A 23,238-nucleotide genomic window follows, 5' to 3' on the forward strand; every position below is an offset into this window, starting at 1 on the left:
ACTTCTTTATTAAAATTAAAGCAGTTTTTTTTAAATCTCGAATTTATTTGAAAGAAAATGACTATTATTTTAATTTACTTAAACACAAATGCCACAGATTTTTTAGCACAAATGTTCACAAATAATAAATATAACAATTAGTGCTATTAGTGTCAAAAAAGATTAATTCAACGATTTATATTCACTGGGAGACACTCCCACCTTAGCCTTAAACAACCTCGTAAAATGTTGTGGATATTTGAATCCCAGATCATAAGAAATCTCACTGATTGACTTGCCGGGATTAAAAATCTCCTCTTTAGCGACATCGATCAGTTTATTATGAATAAATTCCTGAGCTGAAACACCCAATTCTTTTTTAATTAAATCTCCGAAATAGTTGGCCGAAAGATTAAGTTGTTCTGCAAAATAATTAACCATTGGAAATCCAATGCTTTTAGGCTTATCAGATTTCAAGTATTCATTCAGGAGATTTTCAAATTTACCAATAACACCTTGGTTAATATGATCTCTAGTGATAAACTGGCGATCATAAAACCGCATACAATAATTTAAAAATAATTCAACATTATTAACGATTAAAGATTTGCTATGTTTATCGATAGACTGTTCTAATTCAAGTTTGATATTTTTAAAACATTCAAGAACAATTTCCCTTTCCTTCTCAGAAAGGTGTAAAGCTTCATGAACATCATATGAAAAGAAAGAATAATCTTTGATGTTTTTACCCAGATTGGTTCCCTTTATTAAATCGGGATGAAATATCAGAGCATATCCTCCAGGCTGGGTATACGTTCCATCATTATTGATCCCATACACTTGTCCGGGGGCTATAAAAACCAATGTCCCCTCCTGATAATCATAATTATTCTTTCCATAATACATATCTCCACACATAACATCTTTTAGAAACACAGTATAAAAACCATAACTCCTTCTGTATTGGGAAATAGGATCTGATTTAGAAAAATCTACAATACTTACCAAGGGATGTAAGGTCTCATGATTCATCATTTTATTATAATCCGAAACACTGCTAATTATCTGAACCTCTTGATTTTCCATAAAATACCCTTTTAATCTTATCCAAAATTACCACTTTCTATTCTACTTTTTATAAGGTCTGTAAAATTGGTACATGTTTCTGTAATCTGTATAAGTCCCGTTTGATTAAAAGTATCGACTTTTGTATTGTTATGGAAACATCAGAAAACAAAAACATTTTTCCCAAAGGAGAAAAAGCACCTTCCGAATATTTTTCGGGAGGAACAGCCTGGATACAAATTCTAAAACCTAATACAGACGAACTAAATTGCCAGATCGGAAACGTAATCTTCGAAGCTGGCTGTAGAAATAACTGGCATTCTCACGGTGGCGGACAAATTTTAATTGTAACTTCAGGAACCGGTTATTATCAGGAAAAAGGAAAGCCTATACAAATTCTAAATCCCGGAGATGTCATGAATATCCTTCCTAACATCATTCACTGGCATGGTGCCAGTCCCAATAGTGAATTTACCCACATCGCTGTGAATCCCAATACTCAGAACGGTATTGTGGAATGGATGGAACCGGTAACCGACGAAGAATATAACAATTTATAAACTAAAACATAACTTAAAATTAAAAATCAAATGAACACATTCACTGTAAAAGCTTACGGAGCAGAGTCTACTACGGCAGATCTGAAAGAAATGAATATCGAAAGAAGAGAAATAACTCCTAATGATGTAGAAATCGAAATTCTATATTGTGGGGTTTGTCACTCTGATCTTCATACTGCAAGAAACGATTGGGGCGGAACTATTTACCCGGCTGTTCCGGGACACGAAATTGTCGGAAGAATCACAAAAACAGGAAGTAATGTTTCTAAATTTAAAGTTGGAGACCTAGCAGCAGTTGGCTGTTTAGTTGATTCTTGTGGAACATGTGACAGCTGTAAACAAGATTTGGAACAATATTGCCTAAACGGATTTACCGGAACCTACAATGGAAAAGATGTACATTTAGGAGGGCATACTTTTGGTGGTTATTCTCAAAAAGTAGTGGTAGATGATCACTTCGTATTAAAAGTACCTGAAAATTTAGATCTGGCCGCTGTAGCTCCTCTTCTTTGTGCTGGAATTACAACTTGGTCTCCATTGAGACACTGGAACGTAGGACCTAACTCAAAAGTGGCTGTTGTAGGATTGGGAGGATTAGGACACATGGCTATTAAATTAGCCAAAGGACTGGGAGCTGAAGTAACTCTATTTTCAAGAACTCCTGGAAAATCTGAAGATGCAAAACAATTAGGAGCAGATCACGTAGTGATTTCTACAGAACAGTCTGAAATGGATTCTGTAAAAGGAAAATTTGATGTGATCATCGATACTGTTCCTTACGTTCACGATGTGAATCCTTATGTAGCCACTCTAAATATCAGTGGAACATTAGTTGTTGTTGGCTATTTAGGTGGATTGGAACCCATCTTAAATACAGTTCCAATGATCATGGGAAGAAAATCGGTAGCAGGTTCTGTCATCGGTGGAATTGCTGAAACTCAGGAAATGCTTGATTTCTGTGGTAAACACAATATTGTCTCTGAAATCGAAATAATCAAAATGAACGAAATCAACGAAGCTTATGAAAGAATGTTGAAAAGCGATGTTAAATATCGTTTTGTCATTGATATGCAATCTTTGTAATTCTTCGGATATTTTTTAATAGAAAGGCCCCTCAATTGAGGGGCTTTTTTGCTATACTTTTAATTTTCTCTTAACGTTTTAATTACACTGGTTTCCAATTGTGCTCTCCTTTCATATCCTGAAAAGCCCAATCTGCCATCGCATCGATCACAGGAGCCAGTTTATTGCCTGCTTCACTTAGCTCATACGTTACATGAGGTGGAACAACAGGCTTCGCCGTTCTAATGATTAAACCATCAGCTTCCAATTGTTTTAAATGCTGGATCAACATTTTTTCTGTTACTTCGGGAATGGCTCTTTTTAGCTCACTGTATCTTTTTCCTCCTGTTGACAACTGAAATAGAATAATAGGTTTCCAAAAACCACCAATCTTTTCCATAACGTACATTACGGGACATTGATCCAGTATATTTCGTCTGTTTTCCTGGATGGTTGAACTTTCTTTAATTTCTGCCATGATACATACTTTAGGGTAAGTACTTGTATAAAAGTAAGTACAAATATAACTTTGTTCTCAGAAATAAAAAAATATTTACATATGAAATCGCAATCACTTGATCAATTCATAAAGACTAATCAATATTCAACGATTACATATGACCATTAAAAACAATAAAAATTTTACATATGAAAATTATAATCACAGGTTCATTAGGAAATGTAGCCAAACCATTAGCTCAACAATTAATTACAGAAGGACATGATATTACTGTCATCAGCAGTAATGAATCTAAAAAAAATGAAATTGAATCATTAGGTGCAAAAGCAGCTATCGGCTCTATTACAGACTTAGATTTCTTAAATAAAACATTTGAAGGTGCAGATGCCGTTTTTGCCATGACCCCTCCAAATATGGGTGGTGTAAATATTGTTGAAGAAACTGCAAATGCAGGAAAGAATTATGCAGAAGCAATCAGAAAAGCAAACGTGAAGAGACTTGTCATGTTAAGTAGTGTAGGTGCAGCTTCTCCAATAGAAACTGGTCCTATTAAAGGTCTTCACCGTATCGAAAAATCATACAATGACTTAGAAAATACAGCTATCACTTTCTTACGTGCCGGATATTTTTACATTAATTTTTTCAATGATATTCCATTGGTTAAAAATGCAGGAATCATAGGTGGCAATTATCCGGAAAACGCAAGCATTCCGTTGGTACATCCAACAGATATTGCTAAAGCAGCGGCAGAAGAACTGGTTAAAAGTCCTGAGGGTAAAAATATAAGATATGTCGTAAGCGATGTGCGCACTCCATCAGATTTTGCTGCCGTTCTGGGTTCATCGATTGGAAAACCTGAATTGCCTTGGGTAGAATTTACAGATGAAGAATATTTGAACGGAGCACTTCAGGGAGGCCTTCCCCAGGAAATGGCTGAATTATATACCGAAATGGGGAAAGGAATGAGGACGGGAGTGGTACAGGCCGATTTTATTGAGCGTGGCTCACCTGTTTCAGAAGGAGTTAAATTAGAAGAGTTTGCGAAGGAATTTGCAGTTCAATTTAATTCCTAGATTTTTTATCAATAAAACAGTTTCGGCGGACCTTTGGTCCGCCGAAACTTTATTTTAATCGGATCTTAATCTTATTTATCTTTTAAAGTTCCCTTTAAAACTTTCAATTTACCATCAATTGGCTGGTCATTTTTCAATCCCAAGATTTCAGTCACTAAAGGATAGACATTCACATTGGTAAATTCATCAATAACCAGATTATTTTTGAACTGTGGACCCCAGGCAAAGAATGTTGCTTTCATCTCAGGAACAAGCCTTGGGTTATATCCATGCTTTCCAACCGATGTTGTCTTTCCTTTTTCTAAGAATATCTTTGGAGCCTTTGGTATCAGAAGGATCTGTCCTATTCTGTGATATTGATCATCTTTAGCTCCAAAATGCATGTATTTAGGAAGCCTTTTATCTAAGTAAACTTCGTAATCGTCAGTTTTCTTTGCTTTAAGTTCGTTATAAACTGTTTTAGTTTCTGCGGGATTTTTTACCACAACCCTTAATAAAGTCTGAGAATTAAAGAAATCGAATCTTTCTTTATTAAAAAGCATCTCAGGGATTTCTAAAGGAGTCCCTCCATCTACTTTTATCATTCCATGATCAGAAACAAAAATGAAATTTACATTTTTTAATCCCAGATTATTTACTTTCTGAACCAGTTCTCCGATTGCATTATCCACCAGATGAACGGCTACTTCCGTTTCCTTAGCATCAGGTCCAAAATGATGTCCGCTTCCATCTACTTCCGGAAAATATAATGTAATAAAATGCGGCCTTTTATCCATTGGCAATTTTAACCAGTTAACCACTTTATCCACTTTCTCAGAAGGAGTGAACTTTTCATGATAAGGATAATAATAGGTTGGTCTTTTCCCTCCTGCATCACTCGCAGAACCTACCCACATCATTGTGGCAGAGATCATCCCTTGTTTTTCAGCCAGCCCCCAAAGTGGAGTTCCACCATACCAACTTCCATCTTCAGCATTCTTTTTATCACTCATCGCATAAAACTCTTTCCTTTTATAATCGTAGAAAAAGTTATCAATTAATCCATGATGTGCAGGATACAATCCCGTGATTAAACTCCAGTGATTAGGAAATGTAATACTTGGATAACTTGGAATCATTGCCTTTGCCTGAACCCCATTATTAGATAATTTTAAAAGATTTTCAGCATTGTATTTTTTAGCATAATCATATCTAAACCCATCCGTTGAGATCATAATAACATATGGCTTCGTTTGAGCATCTACACTATTATATCGATTAGGGATCACGACCTGTGTCGTATCAACTGGTGCTTTCTGAGCAAATCCCATTACCGAAATAAACAGGAGTAAAATTTGTATTCCTCGCTTCATTATAAAATTTTTGGCAAAGTTACATCCTATGTTTTTCTCTGAAAAGTTTAATAGATTAAAAGTATATTAAAGAAATTGGAAACTGATGAAAATTAATTATCCTATCCGTTAATTCGAATAATCCACAAGCTAAGATCGACAATAGATTAAAAGAATTAATAATAAGATAACTGCTGATAATTACCATGGAAATAGACTTAAATTTGTACAGAAAGGCTTTAACTTAATTAATATGAAATATTTAAGATTTTTTATAGTGTTTATCGTTTTTGCAACAATAGTAATATTTTTAAAAAAAACAGGTGCAAAAGAAGATATTAGATTAAATAATGTTTTAAATAATAATGTAGAATTGAATGGTTATGTTACAAATATTAAACAGTCACGTAATCATGCCTTTGGTATTATTCAATTAAGATTGACACATAGCAGTGTAAAAGAGTTTAATAAGTCACTTAACGACACAGTAAAAAATGGAATTTATCCCTATAGAATTGAAGGATCTCTCGCTGAACTATATACAATAATACCCGGTGGAATAAATGAGGGTGATAGTGTTAGATTAAAATCGTGTGAGAAAAATAGTCATTATTATAATGTACAGACAAAACAAAGTTCCGAAGGATATATATGGGTAGTTGCCAATTCCACTGATATAGATTTTGTAAAAGAAAATACAATGTTTAAATAAAAAAATCCTCCGCTGCCGCACGAATCCTTTCGTGTGGCATTTTTATTATAATTACTTTCGACAAACTGCCTCATTTTATATCTTTACATAAAACATGTAGAAATCTGGTTAAAAATAGGTTTTGAATGAGATCTTATTTTTTTAAGATGCAGGAATATAATTTTATCCACACGAAAAGATTCGTGCGGTAGCGTGCAAGTAATAATATTATGAAAAAGAGAAACATAATAATCCTATTTTTAACCAGTATTGTATTTTTTGCTGGTTATTTATTTTACAGAAACTCTTATACTACATTTCAACCTACCAGGTTTGATGGTAATAATTATGAAAGTTATATTCCTGAAAATAATTCAGAATTTCATAGAAGATTAAAGAAAGTTTTAAGCTACTATGGTGAAGATTTTAAAACTACTGAAGATGGAAATATTCTCATAAAACAGGAGCTCCAATCAGATAGTGAAACTATATATAATTACACAAATAAAGCACTGGATTATAACTGGCAGAAATCTAAATAAGAAAAGAATCAATCATGTTTATGAGTGGCTTTTTTGTAATAAAATAGTAAACGACAATTTTGTTTACTTCAGAGCACATCAAGGAGAGCAATTTTCTCAAAGGATAAGTATCAACAAGAATATTAAAAACAACAATTTTCTTTATATTTGTACAAAGCACATAAACAACAACTATGGAAAAGCTAAGAATTTTAAGAAAGCAAAGAGGGTATACTCAAGAATACATGTCTAAAATCCTGGCCACAGATGTTTCCAATTATTGCAGAAAGGAAAGTGGAGATGTGAGAATATTTGATGATGAATGGGAAAAGCTGGCTAAAGCTTTAGAGGTTCCGGTTGAAGATATAAAAGAAGAAAAGCCTTCAAGTATCATCCAGAATAATGACAATCTTACATTTAATGATAGCTCGGGTAACTATAATTATTATTGTAGTATTCCCAATCATGTTTTAGATCATTTAAATGACTATATTAACTTACTTAAAGAGCAAAATGAGTCTCAGAAGAAAGACTTGGAAAAGTTTAAATCTGGAAAATAATCAATGATCATTTCTACTAAAAATATAAATGAAAGAATGCTGTTTCTATAGAAGCAGCATTCTTTTTTATGATTCAATATTAATATTATTCGCCATCTCAAACTGAGACACCCAATTTTCAAGACCTATTTTCCTCAGAAACTGAGACGTATTTTCTGAGGAATCATCTACATTATTCATAACGACTACCGATCCCGCACTCATCTCTCCTATCACCTTAAAAAGTTTCGCCCCAATCCCCATTCTCCTATTTTCTTTATTAACAGCCACCTGATATACTTTTCCTATCGCTGGATTAAATATAGCATAACCTACAAGCTCAGTCATTTCGTATGCTCCCAAAATAACCAAGTCATTTCGCATCTGGTCAAGGACAATTACCGAACTCTGCCATGAGGGTTCAATATCCCAGAAAGACTTGAACGTTTTCCATTGGAAGTGATCCAGCTGTTGCACATTGATCTCAGAAGATGTTTCTTTAGTTTCAATATTTCCTTTAAAACAAAGCAGTTTTCGAGAAATCTTAAATCCTAGATTGGTATATGCTCTGATCGCAGGTTCATTTCCTTCAATAACTTCAAGTGCCAATATATCTGTTTTTCTGTCTCGTAGCATTGGGATAATATAATCATACATTTTTCTCACCAATCCCTGTCCACGGTATTCAGGAGTAACCCCAGTTCCGGCATTATACACAATTCGTTTTCTATCTTCTACTTTTTCAGCATGCAGAATAAAACCAACAATCTGATTGGATTGAAATGCTCCAACTGAAAGATTCATATCTATTTTTTCTGCATTAATTTTTGATGTGAGCTGCTCCAAAGTCAAATGAAAAGGAACCAAATAATCAGAAAAAGAAAGATTAAATACTGATAAAAGGCCTGTTATATTGAGGTCGGCTAAATTTCTGAATTCCATTGATATTATTTTGTACGTTTTAAAATTACTGAATTAACCTGAATTTGGATTGAAGATGGTCGTGTTATGATACATGATTTTACGCAGGTCTTTGTAAAATCATCTCAAGTGAATTACAGGAGATCTCGATACATTTTCCTCCATTTCATTTCGAAAAACACTCGATCTGACGATAGATATTTTCACGCCGAAGATCATTCAAAAAATTATATTTTCTGCCCAATATAATATAAGCTCAGGTTTTCACAAAAATAAAAATACCTCTATTTCTAGAGGTATTATAAATTAAAGAATTATTTTTTTTCTTATTCTTTGATCAATTTCTCAAAAGATAAAGTTCCGTCTTTAGAAGTGATTTCAAAATAATAGGTTCCAGATTTTAAATCAGAAACGCTGATATTTTCACCATTCAATTTTACGGTTCTTACTTTTCTACCTGTTGTTTCATAAATGTCAATAGATTTTATTCTGTCAGCATTTTTGAAGTTCACTGTTTCTTTTGCAGGATTTGGATAAAGAACAATTTTTTTACTTTGTAATTCAGTATCGTTTACTCCTAATACAGCAGAAAAAGAAGCTGTTGCATATCCTACGTTAGCAGTCCCGCCATGAGGAGCAACCGTCGTTGTAGCAGTAGCTGGTCTTGGTCCTGCAAAGCTTATAGAATTTGTAGTAGCGTAAGGCATTTGATAATCATTAGGATCTGAATTTGTCAAAGCTCTTGTTAAAGTCAGTGTTCTTACAGCCCCTGAAACGACATCACTTACAATCGTCCAGTCTTGTGAAGCGTCTAGTGGTGGCTGAAATGTTCCTTGAAAATTTCTATCTGTCAGTTTTGGAGTCGTAACATCAGAATAAACCACAGCATCACCCGCTGACATGCTAAATCCTGCACTAACGCCAATCCCCAGACCGAACCATCTGTCAGCCGGACCTTTTAAAATCAAAGTTACTTTAGAAGTGGTATTATCCAAAGTAAAATTTGCAGTTATCCCGTTATTTGGGGATAAAGGTACATCACCTGTGGTCTTTTGTTGCGAAATGCCCAAAAAACCTGTTAATAGAAGAGAAAAGAGTACAATGTTTTTCATATTTTAATTTTTAAATTGGTTTATAAGTTCTTGATTTTTTGAAAGAACAGCATATTCAAAAGCTGTAGTTCCTTGTTTGTCCTTTAAATTTTTATCTGCTTTGTTTTTCATGAGAAGTTTCACCATTTCTATATTCCCTAATTTTGAAGCAAAAATTAATGGTGTTGTTCCTGTAGCATCTGTTGTATTGATATCTGATTTATGATCTAATAATTTTTGAGTTAGTTTTAAATCACCTTTATATATAACCGCCATGAGAGCAGTCCCCATTGAAGAATTATAATTAATATCTTTTACTTTATCCATCAAAAAATCAGCCACTTCTATATTCCCTCTGTAGCATGCTAAGATCAGAGGAGAGAAGCCACTTTCATTGGTTTGGTTGATAACATCCGGATTCTGTTTCATCTGTTCTTTAACTTCAGCTACAGTTCCACTTCTGGCAATATCAAAAATTGATTTTGCTTTTTCCTGAGCAGACACAAAAGAAAAGCTCAGGAAAACACTAAGAATAATAATTAGTTTTCTCATTGTTTAACCAGTGTATAATTGTATTCAACATTGATACTTTCAGCAATTTTTTTCGTAACCATTTTAGGAATGGTCACATTAAAATCGGCTGGCTTCGCTACAAAACTTCCCTGCATGTATATCTTTCCGTCTTTTGAGGAAATTGTTGCTGTAGAAGAAACCGGTTTATTTACCCCATGGAAATTTAATGTTCCCTGTACTGTATATTTTTGCGGTGTTGCAGACAGCTTACTTTTATCAAAATTGGCAATCTTTCCTGTAAAAGTTGTTTTGGGATATTTTGCCGTTTCTGCATAGCTTTCATTGAAGTGTTCTTCCATTAATTTTACTTTAAAATGGAAATTCTTCACTATTGATATAGATGCCATATCACCCGTATCTGTATTCACAACAACGATGTTGTTATCATCCTGGGCATACACATCTTCGAATAGTGGTACAGATGCTTCAAAAGTTACTTTGCCTGTTTTAGAGCTGTATTTTTGCGCTAAAATCAGATTACTAAAAAGTAACGAAACCATTATGAGTGTTAATTTTTTCATATTAAAATTGATTTAATTTTCAATAAGTCCATCAGCTTTCCATTTGATAAAAATATTGATTTGTGATTGTGGTAACGATCCTCCCTGCGGCATTTTCTCAGGATCTCCAAGTGGTCTTTGTATCCTATTTAACATATCATCTATACTGGCTTTCACCAGATCATAATTGGTAAATGGCTTATAGGCAGCTGGACCATTTACAGAATGACAACTGATACAATTGGCATCAATAATTGGTTTTATATCTGTTGTGTACTTTACCTGTTGAGTGATTGGCGTATTATCTGAAATCTCTTCGTATGTTCTGCTTTCACAAGAAATAAGTAAAGCTGTCGATGCTATGATGTATATTAACTTCTTCATCTTAAAAAACTCTATAAAGATTAAAACCAAAGTAAATATGTCCTTTTCCCCAGTTTCCAACAGCATTGGAAAGATAACCTATATCAGAATTGAGCTGGGAGTTGCTAAATACCAGCTGGAAAACATGGCCTCCTGTCTCGATGTCCATGCCTAATGATAAAGGATTTTTATAAAAACTATGATTGTCAAAATTCACAAAATATTCAGCATTGATAGAGATCCTTTTAGAAATTTTGTAACGTCCTCCTAATCCTGTTAAGAACTGATTTTTATCTTCATTTTTAGGTTCGTAAAGGTTCTTATGAATGTATGAGGGAGTTAACTGTAACGAAAGTTTATCATCAAATCTTCTGGAAATTAAAGCCTGAGTAAGATAAGAAAGTCTGTCGCCAAAATGAAGCCCCGGATAATTATCCTTATCAAGATCAGTATTCAAGGCCAATACATTGTAACCAACTACATCAACAGGAAAACTTTCGTTTTGTTTAAGGACCTTATATTTAGCGCCTAATTCAAAAGTTTTCTGATTGGTTTCTCTGGATAGGTTTAGAGATAGCCAATCGTTAACCCCATAAATAGCTCCTAATTTAGTAGAAGCTTCATCCAGTCCAAAGAAATTTTTGAATCCTGTACTGATGTCACCAAAACGGTGCGCCACCACAATGTACCATTCATTTTTAGCAGCAAGTTTTGTAGATTGTCCTGTAACAATCTGCAGGGCCTTAAAAGCGGGCTGCGAATTTTCTGTGTTTGCTTTAATGGTGTCAATATCTTTCAGCAAATCCTCCTGTGAAAAGGCAAGAGTTGAGGATAATATTGACAAAAATAATAGAGTTTTTGTCATACAAATTTTAAAAAATATTAGTATGGCAAACTTATAGAGTTATCAGTTCAAAAATGTGTGATAAAAGTCACCTAACAAATTGTATTTATCAATTAGCTTATTAAAAAAAACTATTAAAACAATTTTCATTAGAGTTAGCTAACATTTTCATGAATAGCAATTCTAATTCCCTCTTTTCCCTGAAAGATCTCACCTTCATTTTCTATCTTTTTCAGGACTCTGCTTACGACCTCCCTGGATGTCCCAAGGTTACTCGCAATTTCTCTATGTGTTAATTTTATAGGATGATTCCCTGTTATTGAAATTTGTTGTTTGATATAATTAAGTACCCTTTTATCCAACCTATGGAATACGGCTTCATTCACCATATTCATTACGTCTATAAATCGCTTATCATATTCCTGATAAAAAACTCTGTTAATTCCAGGAAAACGAATGAGCCAATCGTGCATTACAGAAACAGGTATTAACAATACTTCAGATTCTTCTTCGGTGATTGCATAGATTTTACTGATGTAATTACTGAAGATAGACGAAAATGTCATCACACAGCTCTCATTAGGTCTTACATAATAATAGATCAGTTCCCGTCCATCATTCAGACAGTATACCTTCACAGATCCTCTAATCATAAAAGGGATATACTTAATTTTCTCTCCTTCTCTGATCAATTCAGTCTTTGCTTTGATTTTATCTGTAATACTGTATTCATGCACTTCATTTACAAAATCATTACCTAGAAAGCCGAATTTATTAACAATAAATTGATGATCGATCATATATTATATCAAACTAATAGAAGACAAATATATAAAATGAATTGGTGAATAAATGTTAAATTTTTATTATCCGCATTCAAATGACGAATATTTTACTCTATTTAAAGTAATACTAAATAAAAAAAATTACACCGCTCAAATTCGTAATCATAAATTACTAATCGAATAATAATTTATCAAAATATAAACTATCATAAATTATAGTGATAAACACAGCAATTCTGGAATAATTAAAATTATACATAAAAAATGCCTCAATAAATTGAGGCATTCTGATTTATTTTAAGAAAAATCTTATGCTTGTACATTGTTACCTCTAAAACGAAAGGCTCAACTTCATTAATTTTCCCTAACTTCCATTTTGAGTTGTATTCTTCATCTGAAAAAATTAGAAAGACCTAGATTTAACTCTTTTTTTCTCTAAGCTTTGTATTACATATTCACTTGGCGTAATCCCTTCTATCTGTTTAAATACCCTATTGAAAGTAGCCTGATTGCTAAATCCCGCTTCCGTATAAATATACATAAGGGTCACCTTCTGCAAATCACTTTCATTGATAAGATTTTTGACATAGTTAACTCTAAACGTATTTAAATAACTATTAAAGTTCTTATACCCTTTGTAACGGATAATTTTTGAAATATAAGTATAATTTACATTTAAATGGGTACTTACTATTGATATAGTGAGATTCGAATTTTTAAATAATTCTTCATCCCTCATACACCTTTCCAGCTGTTCTGCTATTTCTTCATTAATCATATCATCTTTCCTTTCTATCTTCTCTAAAACAGTTACTTTTTGAACTTTAATGCGATTACGACCTAATTCCTGCTCCTGAATTTCCAATAAGAATTCCAATTTATTGATTTCGTTATTATAAATCAACAACATCATGATGAAAGTAAAATTAGAAACAAAAGCAATCGTATCAAGAATAATAATTTCTCCACGAGAATAGTCTCTAAATTGAAAATTAAAATAGTAATAAACAACAAAAGAAGCTAGTATATTGGCAATGATATACACAGAATAGGCTATAGCAACTTTTTTTGAGAAAAATATGTAAGCCATCAGTGGCAAAGGAAATAACCATGCAAAAGTTACCACTGTACTTTCCCAATGTACAAGCATGCTAAAAAAAAGATACAAGGGAAGTATAATCAGATAGGCATGTACCATTTTATCTGCAAGATATCTTTCTCGCATCATTAAATAGCCATAAGATAAAAATATCAGCCCACCTATATTATATAAAGCCATGACTGTATCATCTATAAAAAATCTAATCCCAATCTCTAACAAGACAATGCTGCTCATCAAAATGAAATACTGGTATATAAAACGACGTTTAAGCTCTTCCATTTTTACCTTATAAATTATCATTAGTGTTCTATCTAAATATTTTTCAATTTTATTTCATGTAATATACTGATTTTAAATACATTAAATAAAAAATAAATTTATTTTCAAATTTAATTTATATCCCATATAACTGATTTACAAAAGTACATAATTTTACAAAAAACATACAAGGAAAGCAAAAAAAACAAAAAAACACTATTCAAAAGCATAAATGAATCACCCTATACAACAAAACTTTAAACATATCCATATAGGTCAATACCTAAAGATTAAAGTTGAAGAGCTTCAAGTCCCAATGGCTAGGATCTGTAATTTTCTAAATGTCTTAGAAGAAGAAGTAGAAATAATGTATCAATCTGAAAGTATAGACAGTCGGCAATTATTGAGATGGAGCAAATTACTGGAGTATGATTTTTTCAGGTTGTATTCCCAGCATTTAGTACTCTACTCACCACCTTCAAAGCAAGGATTGTCCATTACTGAAAATAATAAAAAAAGCAGACTGCCAGTTTTTAAAAAGAATATATATACCCGGGAAATAATCAATTTTATTTTAGAACTGATCAGCAGTCAACAAAAAACAAAGCAACAGATTATAAATGAATACAGAATCCCTAAAACCACACTCTATAAATGGATATCAAAAAATACCAAATATGAACAACCCTAATTACAATAAAATTTATAGTGATCTGATTGAAAAAGAATTTCCTGAAAGAAGGAAAGAGCTCAATCCATTATTATCCAAAGAAATAAAAACTTCTCTTGAATTTATTGAAATACACAGAAGTATTTTCACTCATCAGACCAAAGAAATGCATGCTTTTAATCAGAAACTTCATTCTTATGATCAGATAAGTATCCAAAAAATTATAGAATATCAGAGAGTGAACAAAATCAATAATATACAGACCTCTAAATTATTTGGAATAAGCCGAAATACACTTGCCAAATGGAAAAGTCAATTTCCATTATCACTATAAAGGAACAATTAATTTTAAACACAAAAGCAATGAGAAAAAAAATCTATTATTTAGCAATTTGTATAATTTATTCATTATCGATGGGCAATCTGTCCGCTCAGATCGGAATAGGAAACAGCACTCCAAGGGGAGCACTTGATATCAACAAACCTACCACCAATAATATGGGACTTGTACTGCCTATTAATGCAGATCCTAATAATCTCATCAACCCAATAGGTGGCTCTGTAGCAATAGGAACCATTATGTATGATTCTACTCTCAGCTGTGTCAGGGTTTTTAAACCATCAGGCTGGTCCAACTGCTTATGTGATGATTGCAAAAACACAGATCCTGCTTTCACATTAACCTGCGATGGAGCTCTTGCAGGAATCTATAAACCGGGAATTAGCAGCTCGGGAAGCAAAGTAATTAACTACACAGCCGGCCAGGGACAATCTTACGGAGCCATCAGTATTGCATCTACAGGTGTTACCGGCCTTACTGCTACAGCACCTGCAGGTACCATGGCAAATGACAGTGGCACCATTGCACTCAGCATCAATGGTATACCAAGTGGTGAAGGTATTGCTAATTTTGCGATAACCCTGAGAGGACAAACGTGTCATTTCCAAATACAAGTAACCTCCGCTAACAACTTTGCTTTCAAGTGTGGAGAAGCTCAATTCTTCGGAAATACTACTGTAGGCGGAACGTCTTCAGGGCAACTAAGAATCCCCTATATCAATGGTAATGGTGCAAGCTATGCTGGTGGACAAATATTTTAATTCAACTGGAGTTACAGGCTTAACTGCCACCTCTCTTCCTTCAACACTTGATAACAACAATCCTCTTGATTTTACAGTAACCGGAACTGCCAATCAGCAAGGCTATGCTGTTTTCAATATAAGCATTTTAAATTCAGTACCATGTGCAGCTACGATCCAGGTACCCATTGAAAATCATTAAACCAAAAGTATTAAAAAGATCAGAATTCAAGTGATCTATTTCATTGTACTATTTTTCACAGATTTGATCATAGATAAGATACAAGTCTACATTACACCATTCTGAATAAAGTATGGCAATAGAATCTTCCTGAAAAATAAATATTAAAAAACATAGATGAATTGTATGGGTGTACTATGTTTATATGCTACAGCTTTCAACAGAAATAAAGCATTACCCTCACATGCATTTTTGTTGGCAACCTTAGAAAAATCACCTGTACAGACTAAATTATTATACAATTTTTTAACCTAAAAATTTCAGTTATGAAAAAAATCATTTTTTTGTTAGCTGCTTCAGCGCAATCGCTGGCAATGGCTAATGACATCCATTTTGATAACAAAATGGAAAAATCAAAATTAACGGCAAGCAGATTCATCGTGCCTTCAGGGATCTCACCCACCAGCGTTAATTTTGTTAATTCAGAATATTACGCTAATGTATATTCTACAGGAACTCTGGCTGTACCATACACTGGGGGAGCTTATTCGGCAATGAGTATAGCATCCCAAGGAGTAACAGGATTAACAGCCGTAGCCAATGCCGGAACTGGGGGGAATATTACGTTCAATATAAGTGGAACTCCCTCTGCCGTAGGTACAGCATACTTCTGGACTGTTATCAATAATACTCCTGTTCAATTTCAGGTTACTGTAAAAGAAGCGTTAAGCAGCGAAAGGGTAGCCTCTTTAGACTGTTCTTCTGCAACCGTTGTCGGAACTTTTTCTGCAAACATGCCAAGCGCAGGAAGCAAGGATATTCTATATACAGGAGGTAACGGACGTCCTTATTTAGAGAAACAAATAATCTCTACCGGAGTAACCGGATTAACTGCTGTATTGAATAGTGGAACATTGAACTCCGGTAATTCAGTTCCGGGAAAACTTTCACTTCAAATTTACGGTGTTCCAAGTAGTGCAGGAAAAGCTTATTTCACAGTATCTTTTGGTGGACAAAATTGTACTTTCTCTGTAGATGTGACCGATGCTGACGGAAGTGTTCTTTCTTTAAACTGTGCTGCATCAGAAGCAACAGGATCATTTATAGTAGGCGCTAACAGCAATGGTGCAAAAATAGTACAATATTTCTCTGGTAATGGAAAAGCTCATGCTCCGCAAGTAGCACATTCTACTGGGGTAACAGGGTTGACCGCAGTACTTACTGCCGGTGTATTAAATTCTGGTAATGGTAACATTACCTATCAAATTTCAGGTGTTCCCGCTAGTGCAGGTACCGCAAATTTTGTAGCAAGAATAGGAAATCAAACTTGTACATTCTCAGTGAATGTAGGAAGCCATCCTACTGTTACAAGCCTAAATTGTAATGGTACATTAACAGGTACTTACAGAAAGAAAAGTTATACATCCAACGGAACTAAAGTAGTCAGTTATCAAGGAGGTGCATCAAGCACTTACAATCAAATGGTAATCAACTCTACAGGAGTAACAGGATTAACCGCAGTAGCACAAGCTGGAATATTAAATAATGGTTCTGGTACTATTACTTATAAAATCACAGGAACTCCTCAATCCAGTGGTACGGCTACATTCACTGTAAACATTGGAAACAAATCTTGTTCATTTACGGTAAGAGTAGAAGATGAAATCCTAGATGCAAATTGCAATTCTGCAGAAGACTTTGGTTACAACATATCTGAAAATCCCAATGCTCCGACAACTCTTATGATCGGAGGCGAGCAAGTAAAAGTATATAGAAAAACCACTAACAGAGCAAAATACCCAAGTTGTTATGCAGCATTTTCTCAGACCCAAAATGGAATTACTATGGGGAATGCCTGTGCACGTTTCAGAATGGGGAATGGTTATGTTAATAGTATGACGCTGGTATTCGATAGACCTGTTAATAATATTGGATTCAAATCAACTTGGTACGCAAATAACGATTCAGCAATCATAACGACCAAGGGTGGAGGAACACTAGAAATGAAAGGGATAGCTGGTGATGCTTCATTGGTTACCAACAATTCTGGAACTTTCTTAAGAACAGCAGGTAACATATCTAGTAGAAATGCTGCAGGAGTTGCTTATATTATTTCGGCTAGCCAGCCTTACACAGAGCTTACTGTAACTTTTGACACTAAATATGATGATGTTATTGTAGCCTTCAGTAAGTGCAGTGCACGTGTGGAAGACGAGGATAATGGTACAATTTCTAACAGAATGGCGTCAGTTTCAGCAAATGCAATGAAAAATGATATTGAAACAAAAACTGTTACAACCAAGGAATCAACGATATTAAAATTATATCCAAACCCAGTAAAAGATTTTCTTAAGGTTTCTCCTATCAAAGGGAAAGCTTCATATCAAATCTTTAATTTAGGAGGAAGACCAGTCGCTTCTGGTACTGTTTCAGAAGATACTTCAATAGATGTTACAAAACTTATGCAAGGTACTTACATCCTTACAGTAGAAGATGCTGATGGAAAGCATAGCAATAAATTTTTAAAAGACTAATTTTTAATGTCTATTTAAATATAAAAACTGTTTAAAAATTCTATACTGAAGAATAGAAAAATCATAAAACAGCAAAAGATGGCCGGATTTTTCCGGCCATCTTTATTTTATAGATCAATTTTATATCAAATAATCCGTGATATTAGTAGAACTTTTTAGCCTGAAATATGATATGTAATCGGATCAGTATTTACTTACTGGGGAAAAAAGGCAAAAATACAACCATAATATTTTTATGTACCCCATCAGAATTTTAGATATTTTTTTAAGGTTAATTTTTATTATTAATCTTACATGATATAATAAAAAAAAGCCTCAATAAATTGAGGCATTCTGATTTATTTTAAGAAAAATCTTATGCTTGTACATTGTTACCTCCTAAAACGAAAGGCTCAACTTCTTTGATTTCTCCAAATTGTTGCTCGTAGTTAGCGATGTTTTGTTGAAGAGCAGATAATACTCTTTTAGCATGAAGAGGAGCAAGAATGATTCTTGATCTCACTTTAGCTTGTTGAACACCTGGCATTAATTGGATGAAATCCACTACAAACTCAGATGGAGAGTGGTTCACTAAAGCTAAGTTAGCATAGATACCAGCAGCTACCATTTCATTCAGTTCGATGTTGATGTTTCCGTCTTGTGGATTTTGATTTTGATTGTCCATGTTTTCTTTAAATATTTTTTTGTTTAAAAAGTTTCAGGCCTCTAATTTAAAATTTAAACTTGAATCCTGAAACTTTTATATACATTTTAGTTAATATCTTCGAATTCTTTTTTAGAACCTACGATTACACTCTGATACTCTTTAAGACCTGTACCTGCAGGAATTCTGTGTCCTACAATTACATTTTCTTTAAGACCGCTAAGGAAATCTACTTTCCCAGCAACTGCTGCTTCGTTAAGAACCTTAGTGGTTTCCTGGAACGATGCTGCAGACATGAATGACTTGGTTTGAAGAGCTGCTCTTGTGATCCCTTGCAATACAGGCGTTGCTGTAGCAGGAAGTGCTTCTCTTACTTCTACCAGTTTTTGATCTTCACGTTTCAGTTTAGAGTTTTCATCTCTTAGTTCTCTTGCTGTAATCATCTGACCTGGTCTGAATTCTTTTGACTCACCAGCTTCAACAACTACTTTAAGACCAAATACTCTGTTGTTCTCTTCTAAGAAATCGTATTTATGTTCTAAAGCTCCTTCAAGGAATTGAGTATCACCTCCGTCAACGATAGATACTTTTGTCATCATCTGTCTTACGATAATTTCAAAGTGCTTATCATCAATTTTTACCCCTTGCAGACGGTAAACTTCCTGAATTTCATTTACAAGATATTCCTGAACCGCAGTTGGACCTTTAATTCTTAAGATATCATCTGGAGTAATAGAACCATCAGAAAGCGGAGAACCAGCTCTTACGAAGTCATTCTCCTGAACCAAGATCTGATTAGAAAGTTTCACTAAGTAAATTTTTCTTTCTCCTGTCTTAGCCTCTACAATAAGTTCACGGTTACCTCTCTTAATTTTTCCATAAGAAACTACCCCATCAATTTCTGTAACAACCGCTGGGTTTGAAGGGTTTCTTGCTTCGAATAATTCGGTTACTCTTGGAAGACCTCCGGTGATATCCCCTGCTTTTGCAGATTTTCTTGGGATCTTGATCAAGACTTTACCAGCCTTAATTTTTTCACCATCATTTACCATTAAGTGGGCTCCTACCGGTAAGTTATAAGCTCTTTGCTCAACACCTTTAGAGTCTACCACCTTCAAGGTAGGTACGGCTTTCTTATTTCTAGATTCAGAGATTACTTTCTCTTCGAATCCTGTTTGTTCGTCAATTTCCAACTGGAATGAAATACCCTGAATAATATCTTCGTATTCTACTTTACCAGAAGTTTCAGCAATGATAACCGCGTTATACGGATCCCACTTACAGATAATATCACCTTTCTTCACTTTATCACCAGGTTTTACCGCCAATACTGAACCGTAAGGTACGTTAGCGATCATCAATGGTGTTTTAGTTTCGTTATCAGCGACTAATCTAAATTCCGTAGAACGAGATACTACTACTTCAGCAGTGTTTCCGTTTTCATCTTCAGAAGTAATTGTTCTTACTTCATCCATTTCAACGATACCATCTCTTCTTGCTACGATTGAAGGATTTTCTGATACGTTACCTGCAGTACCCCCTTGGTGGAAGGTTCTCAATGTTAACTGAGTTCCCGGTTCACCAATTGATTGTGCACCAATTACACCTACCGCTTCACCCATGTGAATTACTTTACCTGTTGCCAAGTTTCTACCGTAACATTTAGCACAGATACCTTTCTTAGCTTCACAAGTTAATGGAGAACGAACTTCAACAGCTTCTAAACCTGTTTCTTCAATTCTCTTAGCTAATTCTTCATTGATCACCTGATCAGCCTCAGCAATTAACTCATCTGTTTCAGGATCATAGATATTATGAAGAGAAACTCTACCTAAAATTCTTTCAGAGATCTTCTCAACGATCTCGTCATTTTTCTTCAGGGCAGTAACCTCAGTACCTCTTAAAGTACCACAATCTACTTCTGTAACGATAACATCCTGAGCTACGTCTACTAATCTTCTTGTTAAGTAACCTGCATCGGCAGTCTTAAGAGCGGTATCCGCAAGACCCTTACGTGCACCGTGGGTAGAGATAAAGTACTCTAAGATCGAAAGACCTTCCTTAAAGTTTGCAAGGATCGGGTTTTCGATGATCTCTGCACCAGTAGAACCGGCTTTCTGCGGTTTTGCCATCAAACCTCTCATCCCTGATAACTGACGGATCTGTTCTTTAGACCCCCTCGCACCAGAATCAAGCATCATATATACAGAGTTGAATCCACCTTGATCGGTTTTCATTCTGCTCATGATCATCTCAGTTAATCCAGCATTTGTGTTTGTCCAAACGTCAATTACCTGGTTATAACGTTCTGTATCTGTAATAAGACCCATGTTATAGTTGGCTCTAATTTCATCTACAGTTCCGATTGCCTGAGCGACCATTTGTTTTTTCTCAACAGGAACCACAATATCCCCAAGTGAGAACGAAAGACCACCTTTAAATGCGTTCGAATATCCAAGATCCTTCATTGCGTCCAAGAACTTCACTGTTGTAGGGAAGTCAGTATCTGCAAGAATTTTACCGATAACGTTTCTTAATGATTTCTTAGTTAGAAGTTCATTAATATATCCTGATTGTTTAGGTACAATTTGGTTGAACAAAATTCTACCAACTGTCGTTTCAATTAATCTAATTACTAATTCTCCATCTTCTTTAACCGGTAGTCTACATCTTACCTTAGCATTTAAAGAAACTTTACCTTCTGCATAAGCAATTTCTGCTTCCTCAGGAGAATAGAATGCAAGACCTTCACCTTTTACTTTCATATCTTCTGTAGAACTCAATTCTTTAGTCATGAAATAAAGACCAAGAACCATGTCCTGAGAAGGTACTGTAATTGGAGAACCATTAGCAGGGTTCAAAATATTCTGAGAACCTAACATCAATAACTGAGCTTCCAAAATCGCTTCTGGGCCTAACGGTAAGTGTACCGCCATCTGGTCACCATCGAAATCGGCATTGAAGGCTGTTGTTACCAACGGGTGTAGTTGAATAGCTTTACCTTCGATCATCTTAGGTTGGAAAGCCTGAATACCCAATCTGTGAAGAGTAGGTGCCCTGTTCAATAGAACCGGGTGGCCTTTCATCACGTTTTCAAGGATATCATAAACTACAGGTTCTTTTCTATCAATAATTCTCTTCGCAGATTTTACTGTTTTTACAATCCCTCTTTCAATTAGTTTTCTAATGATAAATGGTTTGTAAAGTTCTGCTGCCATATCTTTAGGGATACCACATTCGTGAAGTTTTAGGTTTGGACCTACAACAATTACCGAACGCGCAGAGTAATCTACCCTTTTCCCTAGTAAGTTCTGACGGAAACGACCTTGCTTACCTTTCAATGAATCTGAAAGTGATTTCAATGGTCTGTTTGATTCAGATTTTACGGCAGAAGATTTTCTTGTATTATCGAATAGTGAATCTACTGATTCCTGAAGCATACGCTTCTCGTTTCTTAAGATTACTTCTGGAGCTTTGATCTCCAATAGTCTCTTTAAACGGTTGTTTCTGATAATAACTCTTCTGTAAAGGTCATTTAAGTCAGAAGTAGCGAAACGTCCTCCATCCAATGGAACCAATGGTCTCAGTTCTGGTGGTATTACAGGAAGTACACGCATGATCATCCACTCCGGTCTGTTGATCATTCTAGTATTTGCACCTCTCAATGCTTCTACAACGTTCAATCTTTTAAGAGCTTCAGTTCTTCTTTGTTTAGAACCTTCATTGTGAGCTTTGTGTCTCAAATCGAAAGACAATGCATCAAGATCAATTCTCTTTAATAATTCTTCTACAGCTTCAGCACCCATTTTAGCGATGAATTTGTTTGGATCAGAATCATCAAGATATTGATTTTCAACAGGAAGAGTTTCCATGATATCAAGGTACTCTTCTTCTGTTAAGAATTCCATTTTATCAAAATCAGAACCATCTAATTTTTTAGCAATACCTTGCTGAATTACTACGTATCTCTCGTAGTAGATGATCATATCTAATTTTTTAGAAGGAATACCTAAAAGGTAACCGATTTTGTTTGGTAAAGAACGGAAATACCAGATATGAGCGATAGGAACAACAAGATTAATGTGTCCAATTCTCTCTCTTCTTACTTTCTTCTCTGTAACTTCAACCCCACAACGGTCACAAACGATCCCCTTATAACGAATTCTCTTATACTTTCCACAAGCACATTCGTAATCTTTAATTGGACCAAAGATTTTTTCACAGAACAAACCATCTCTTTCAGGCTTATGCGTTCTGTAGTTAATAGTTTCCGGTTTTAGGATCTCCCCTCTTGAATCCTGAAGAATGGATTCCGGAGAAGCTAAACCGATGGTTATTTTATTAAATCTACTTGATTTATTTTTATTTGACATTTTTTAGATTTTAGATTTTGGATTATAAATTTTGGATTT

The 23,238-nt window shown here is 34.5% G+C and carries 24 protein-coding genes; 11 read left to right on the forward strand and 13 right to left on the reverse strand.

Annotated features, from left to right (window positions below; translation table 11 throughout):
• Positions 1-162: 162 nt before the first annotated feature.
• Positions 163-1,065 carry a helix-turn-helix domain-containing protein gene (locus NG806_RS12750; RefSeq protein WP_214827867.1) on the reverse strand — a complete coding sequence of 301 codons (903 nt, stop codon included), beginning with the start codon at positions 1,063-1,065 and terminating at the stop codon, positions 163-165.
• 131 nt (positions 1,066-1,196) lie between these two features.
• Between NG806_RS12750 and NG806_RS12755 the strand changes: the two genes are divergently transcribed.
• Positions 1,197-1,604, forward strand: a complete 408-nt coding sequence (locus NG806_RS12755; RefSeq protein ID WP_261509931.1) for a cupin domain-containing protein — start codon at positions 1,197-1,199, stop codon at positions 1,602-1,604.
• Between the two features lie 30 nt (positions 1,605-1,634).
• Positions 1,635-2,687 carry an NAD(P)-dependent alcohol dehydrogenase gene (locus NG806_RS12760; RefSeq protein ID WP_214827863.1) on the forward strand — a complete coding sequence of 351 codons (1,053 nt, stop codon included), beginning with the start codon at positions 1,635-1,637 and terminating at the stop codon, positions 2,685-2,687.
• A gap of 82 nt (positions 2,688-2,769) precedes the next feature.
• Here the strand turns inward: NG806_RS12760 and NG806_RS12765 are convergent, their stop codons facing one another.
• The gene (locus NG806_RS12765) at positions 2,770-3,144 is read right to left on the reverse strand and encodes a winged helix-turn-helix transcriptional regulator (RefSeq protein WP_261509932.1); all 375 of its coding nucleotides are present in this window, start codon (positions 3,142-3,144) and stop codon (positions 2,770-2,772) included.
• 170 nt (positions 3,145-3,314) lie between these two features.
• Between NG806_RS12765 and NG806_RS12770 the strand changes: the two genes are divergently transcribed.
• On the forward strand, positions 3,315-4,199 hold the full coding sequence (locus tag NG806_RS12770) for an NAD(P)H-binding protein (protein WP_261509933.1): 885 nt from the start codon (positions 3,315-3,317) through the stop codon (positions 4,197-4,199).
• Between the two features lie 71 nt (positions 4,200-4,270).
• On the opposite strand, the gene NG806_RS12775 is transcribed toward NG806_RS12770, so the two are convergent.
• Positions 4,271-5,551: an alkaline phosphatase family protein gene (locus NG806_RS12775; RefSeq protein ID WP_261509934.1), complete on the reverse strand. Its 1,281-nt coding sequence runs from the start codon at positions 5,549-5,551 to the stop codon at positions 4,271-4,273.
• A 232-nt stretch (positions 5,552-5,783) separates the two neighbouring features.
• Between NG806_RS12775 and NG806_RS12780 the strand changes: the two genes are divergently transcribed.
• The 3 genes from NG806_RS12780 (at position 5,784) to NG806_RS12790 (ending at position 7,302) form a co-directional block, all read left to right on the forward strand.
• The gene (locus NG806_RS12780) at positions 5,784-6,242 is read left to right on the forward strand and encodes a hypothetical protein (RefSeq protein WP_261509935.1); all 459 of its coding nucleotides are present in this window, start codon (positions 5,784-5,786) and stop codon (positions 6,240-6,242) included.
• Positions 6,243-6,451: 209 nt separating this feature from the next.
• Positions 6,452-6,763, forward strand: a complete 312-nt coding sequence (locus NG806_RS12785; RefSeq protein ID WP_261509936.1) for a hypothetical protein — start codon at positions 6,452-6,454, stop codon at positions 6,761-6,763.
• Between the two features lie 173 nt (positions 6,764-6,936).
• Positions 6,937-7,302 (forward strand): helix-turn-helix transcriptional regulator, encoded by a 366-nt coding sequence (locus tag NG806_RS12790; protein ID WP_261509937.1) that lies wholly within the window; start codon positions 6,937-6,939, stop codon positions 7,300-7,302.
• A gap of 66 nt (positions 7,303-7,368) precedes the next feature.
• Here NG806_RS12790 and NG806_RS12795 read toward each other — a convergent pair whose 3' ends face one another.
• The 8 genes from NG806_RS12795 to NG806_RS12830 all read right to left on the reverse strand — a co-directional run bounded on the left by NG806_RS12795 (position 7,369) and on the right by NG806_RS12830 (position 13,739).
• Complete coding sequence (locus NG806_RS12795) at positions 7,369-8,223, reverse strand: GNAT family N-acetyltransferase (RefSeq protein WP_261509939.1); 855 nt, start codon at positions 8,221-8,223, stop codon at positions 7,369-7,371.
• Positions 8,224-8,528: 305 nt separating this feature from the next.
• Complete coding sequence (locus NG806_RS12800; protein ID WP_261509940.1) at positions 8,529-9,314, reverse strand: T9SS type A sorting domain-containing protein; 786 nt, start codon at positions 9,312-9,314, stop codon at positions 8,529-8,531.
• A 3-nt stretch (positions 9,315-9,317) separates the two neighbouring features.
• A complete protein-coding gene (locus NG806_RS12805; protein ID WP_261509941.1) occupies positions 9,318-9,845 on the reverse strand; it encodes an ankyrin repeat domain-containing protein in 528 nt (175 codons plus the stop codon).
• The gene (locus NG806_RS12810; RefSeq protein ID WP_214827827.1) at positions 9,842-10,387 is read right to left on the reverse strand and encodes a YceI family protein; all 546 of its coding nucleotides are present in this window, start codon (positions 10,385-10,387) and stop codon (positions 9,842-9,844) included. The genes NG806_RS12805 and NG806_RS12810 overlap by 4 nt, the downstream gene beginning before the upstream one ends.
• Before the next feature lie 12 nt (positions 10,388-10,399).
• Positions 10,400-10,750, reverse strand: a complete 351-nt coding sequence (locus NG806_RS12815) for a c-type cytochrome (protein WP_214827823.1) — start codon at positions 10,748-10,750, stop codon at positions 10,400-10,402.
• 1 nt (position 10,751) lies between these two features.
• Positions 10,752-11,594 (reverse strand): DUF5777 family beta-barrel protein, encoded by an 843-nt coding sequence (locus tag NG806_RS12820; RefSeq protein ID WP_261509942.1) that lies wholly within the window; start codon positions 11,592-11,594, stop codon positions 10,752-10,754.
• A 134-nt stretch (positions 11,595-11,728) separates the two neighbouring features.
• Positions 11,729-12,373 carry a Crp/Fnr family transcriptional regulator gene (locus tag NG806_RS12825; RefSeq protein ID WP_261509943.1) on the reverse strand — a complete coding sequence of 215 codons (645 nt, stop codon included), beginning with the start codon at positions 12,371-12,373 and terminating at the stop codon, positions 11,729-11,731.
• Between the two features lie 388 nt (positions 12,374-12,761).
• The gene (locus NG806_RS12830) at positions 12,762-13,739 is read right to left on the reverse strand and encodes a helix-turn-helix domain-containing protein (RefSeq protein WP_214827812.1); all 978 of its coding nucleotides are present in this window, start codon (positions 13,737-13,739) and stop codon (positions 12,762-12,764) included.
• 211 nt (positions 13,740-13,950) lie between these two features.
• On the opposite strand from NG806_RS12830, the gene NG806_RS12835 reads away from it, so the two are divergent.
• The 5 genes from NG806_RS12835 (at position 13,951) to NG806_RS12855 (ending at position 18,183) form a co-directional block, all read left to right on the forward strand.
• Entirely contained in the window at positions 13,951-14,409 is a 459-nt protein-coding gene (locus tag NG806_RS12835; RefSeq protein ID WP_214827809.1) for a transposase, read from the forward strand.
• Positions 14,396-14,722, forward strand: coding sequence for a helix-turn-helix domain-containing protein (locus NG806_RS12840; protein WP_214827806.1), 327 nt, complete (start codon positions 14,396-14,398; stop codon positions 14,720-14,722). Before NG806_RS12835 ends, NG806_RS12840 begins: the two co-directional genes overlap by 14 nt.
• 29 nt (positions 14,723-14,751) lie before the next feature.
• Entirely contained in the window at positions 14,752-15,489 is a 738-nt protein-coding gene (locus tag NG806_RS12845) for a hypothetical protein (protein ID WP_261509944.1), read from the forward strand.
• A complete protein-coding gene (locus tag NG806_RS12850) occupies positions 15,473-15,670 on the forward strand; it encodes a hypothetical protein (protein WP_261509945.1) in 198 nt (65 codons plus the stop codon). Before NG806_RS12845 ends, NG806_RS12850 begins: the two co-directional genes overlap by 17 nt.
• Positions 15,671-15,975: 305 nt before the next feature.
• A complete protein-coding gene (locus NG806_RS12855) occupies positions 15,976-18,183 on the forward strand; it encodes a T9SS type A sorting domain-containing protein (RefSeq protein ID WP_261509946.1) in 2,208 nt (735 codons plus the stop codon).
• 355 nt (positions 18,184-18,538) lie between these two features.
• On the opposite strand, the gene NG806_RS12860 is transcribed toward NG806_RS12855, so the two are convergent.
• Complete coding sequence (locus tag NG806_RS12860; RefSeq protein WP_089027859.1) at positions 18,539-18,847, reverse strand: DUF3467 domain-containing protein; 309 nt, start codon at positions 18,845-18,847, stop codon at positions 18,539-18,541.
• A gap of 86 nt (positions 18,848-18,933) precedes the next feature.
• Positions 18,934-23,199, reverse strand: a complete 4,266-nt coding sequence (gene rpoC / locus NG806_RS12865) for a DNA-directed RNA polymerase subunit beta' (RefSeq protein WP_214827793.1) — start codon at positions 23,197-23,199, stop codon at positions 18,934-18,936.
• Between the last annotated feature and the right edge of the window lie 39 nt (positions 23,200-23,238).

The organism is Chryseobacterium paludis (assembly GCF_025403485.1).
In the GTDB taxonomy this organism is placed as follows: Bacteria; Bacteroidota; Bacteroidia; order Flavobacteriales; family Weeksellaceae; genus Chryseobacterium; species Chryseobacterium paludis.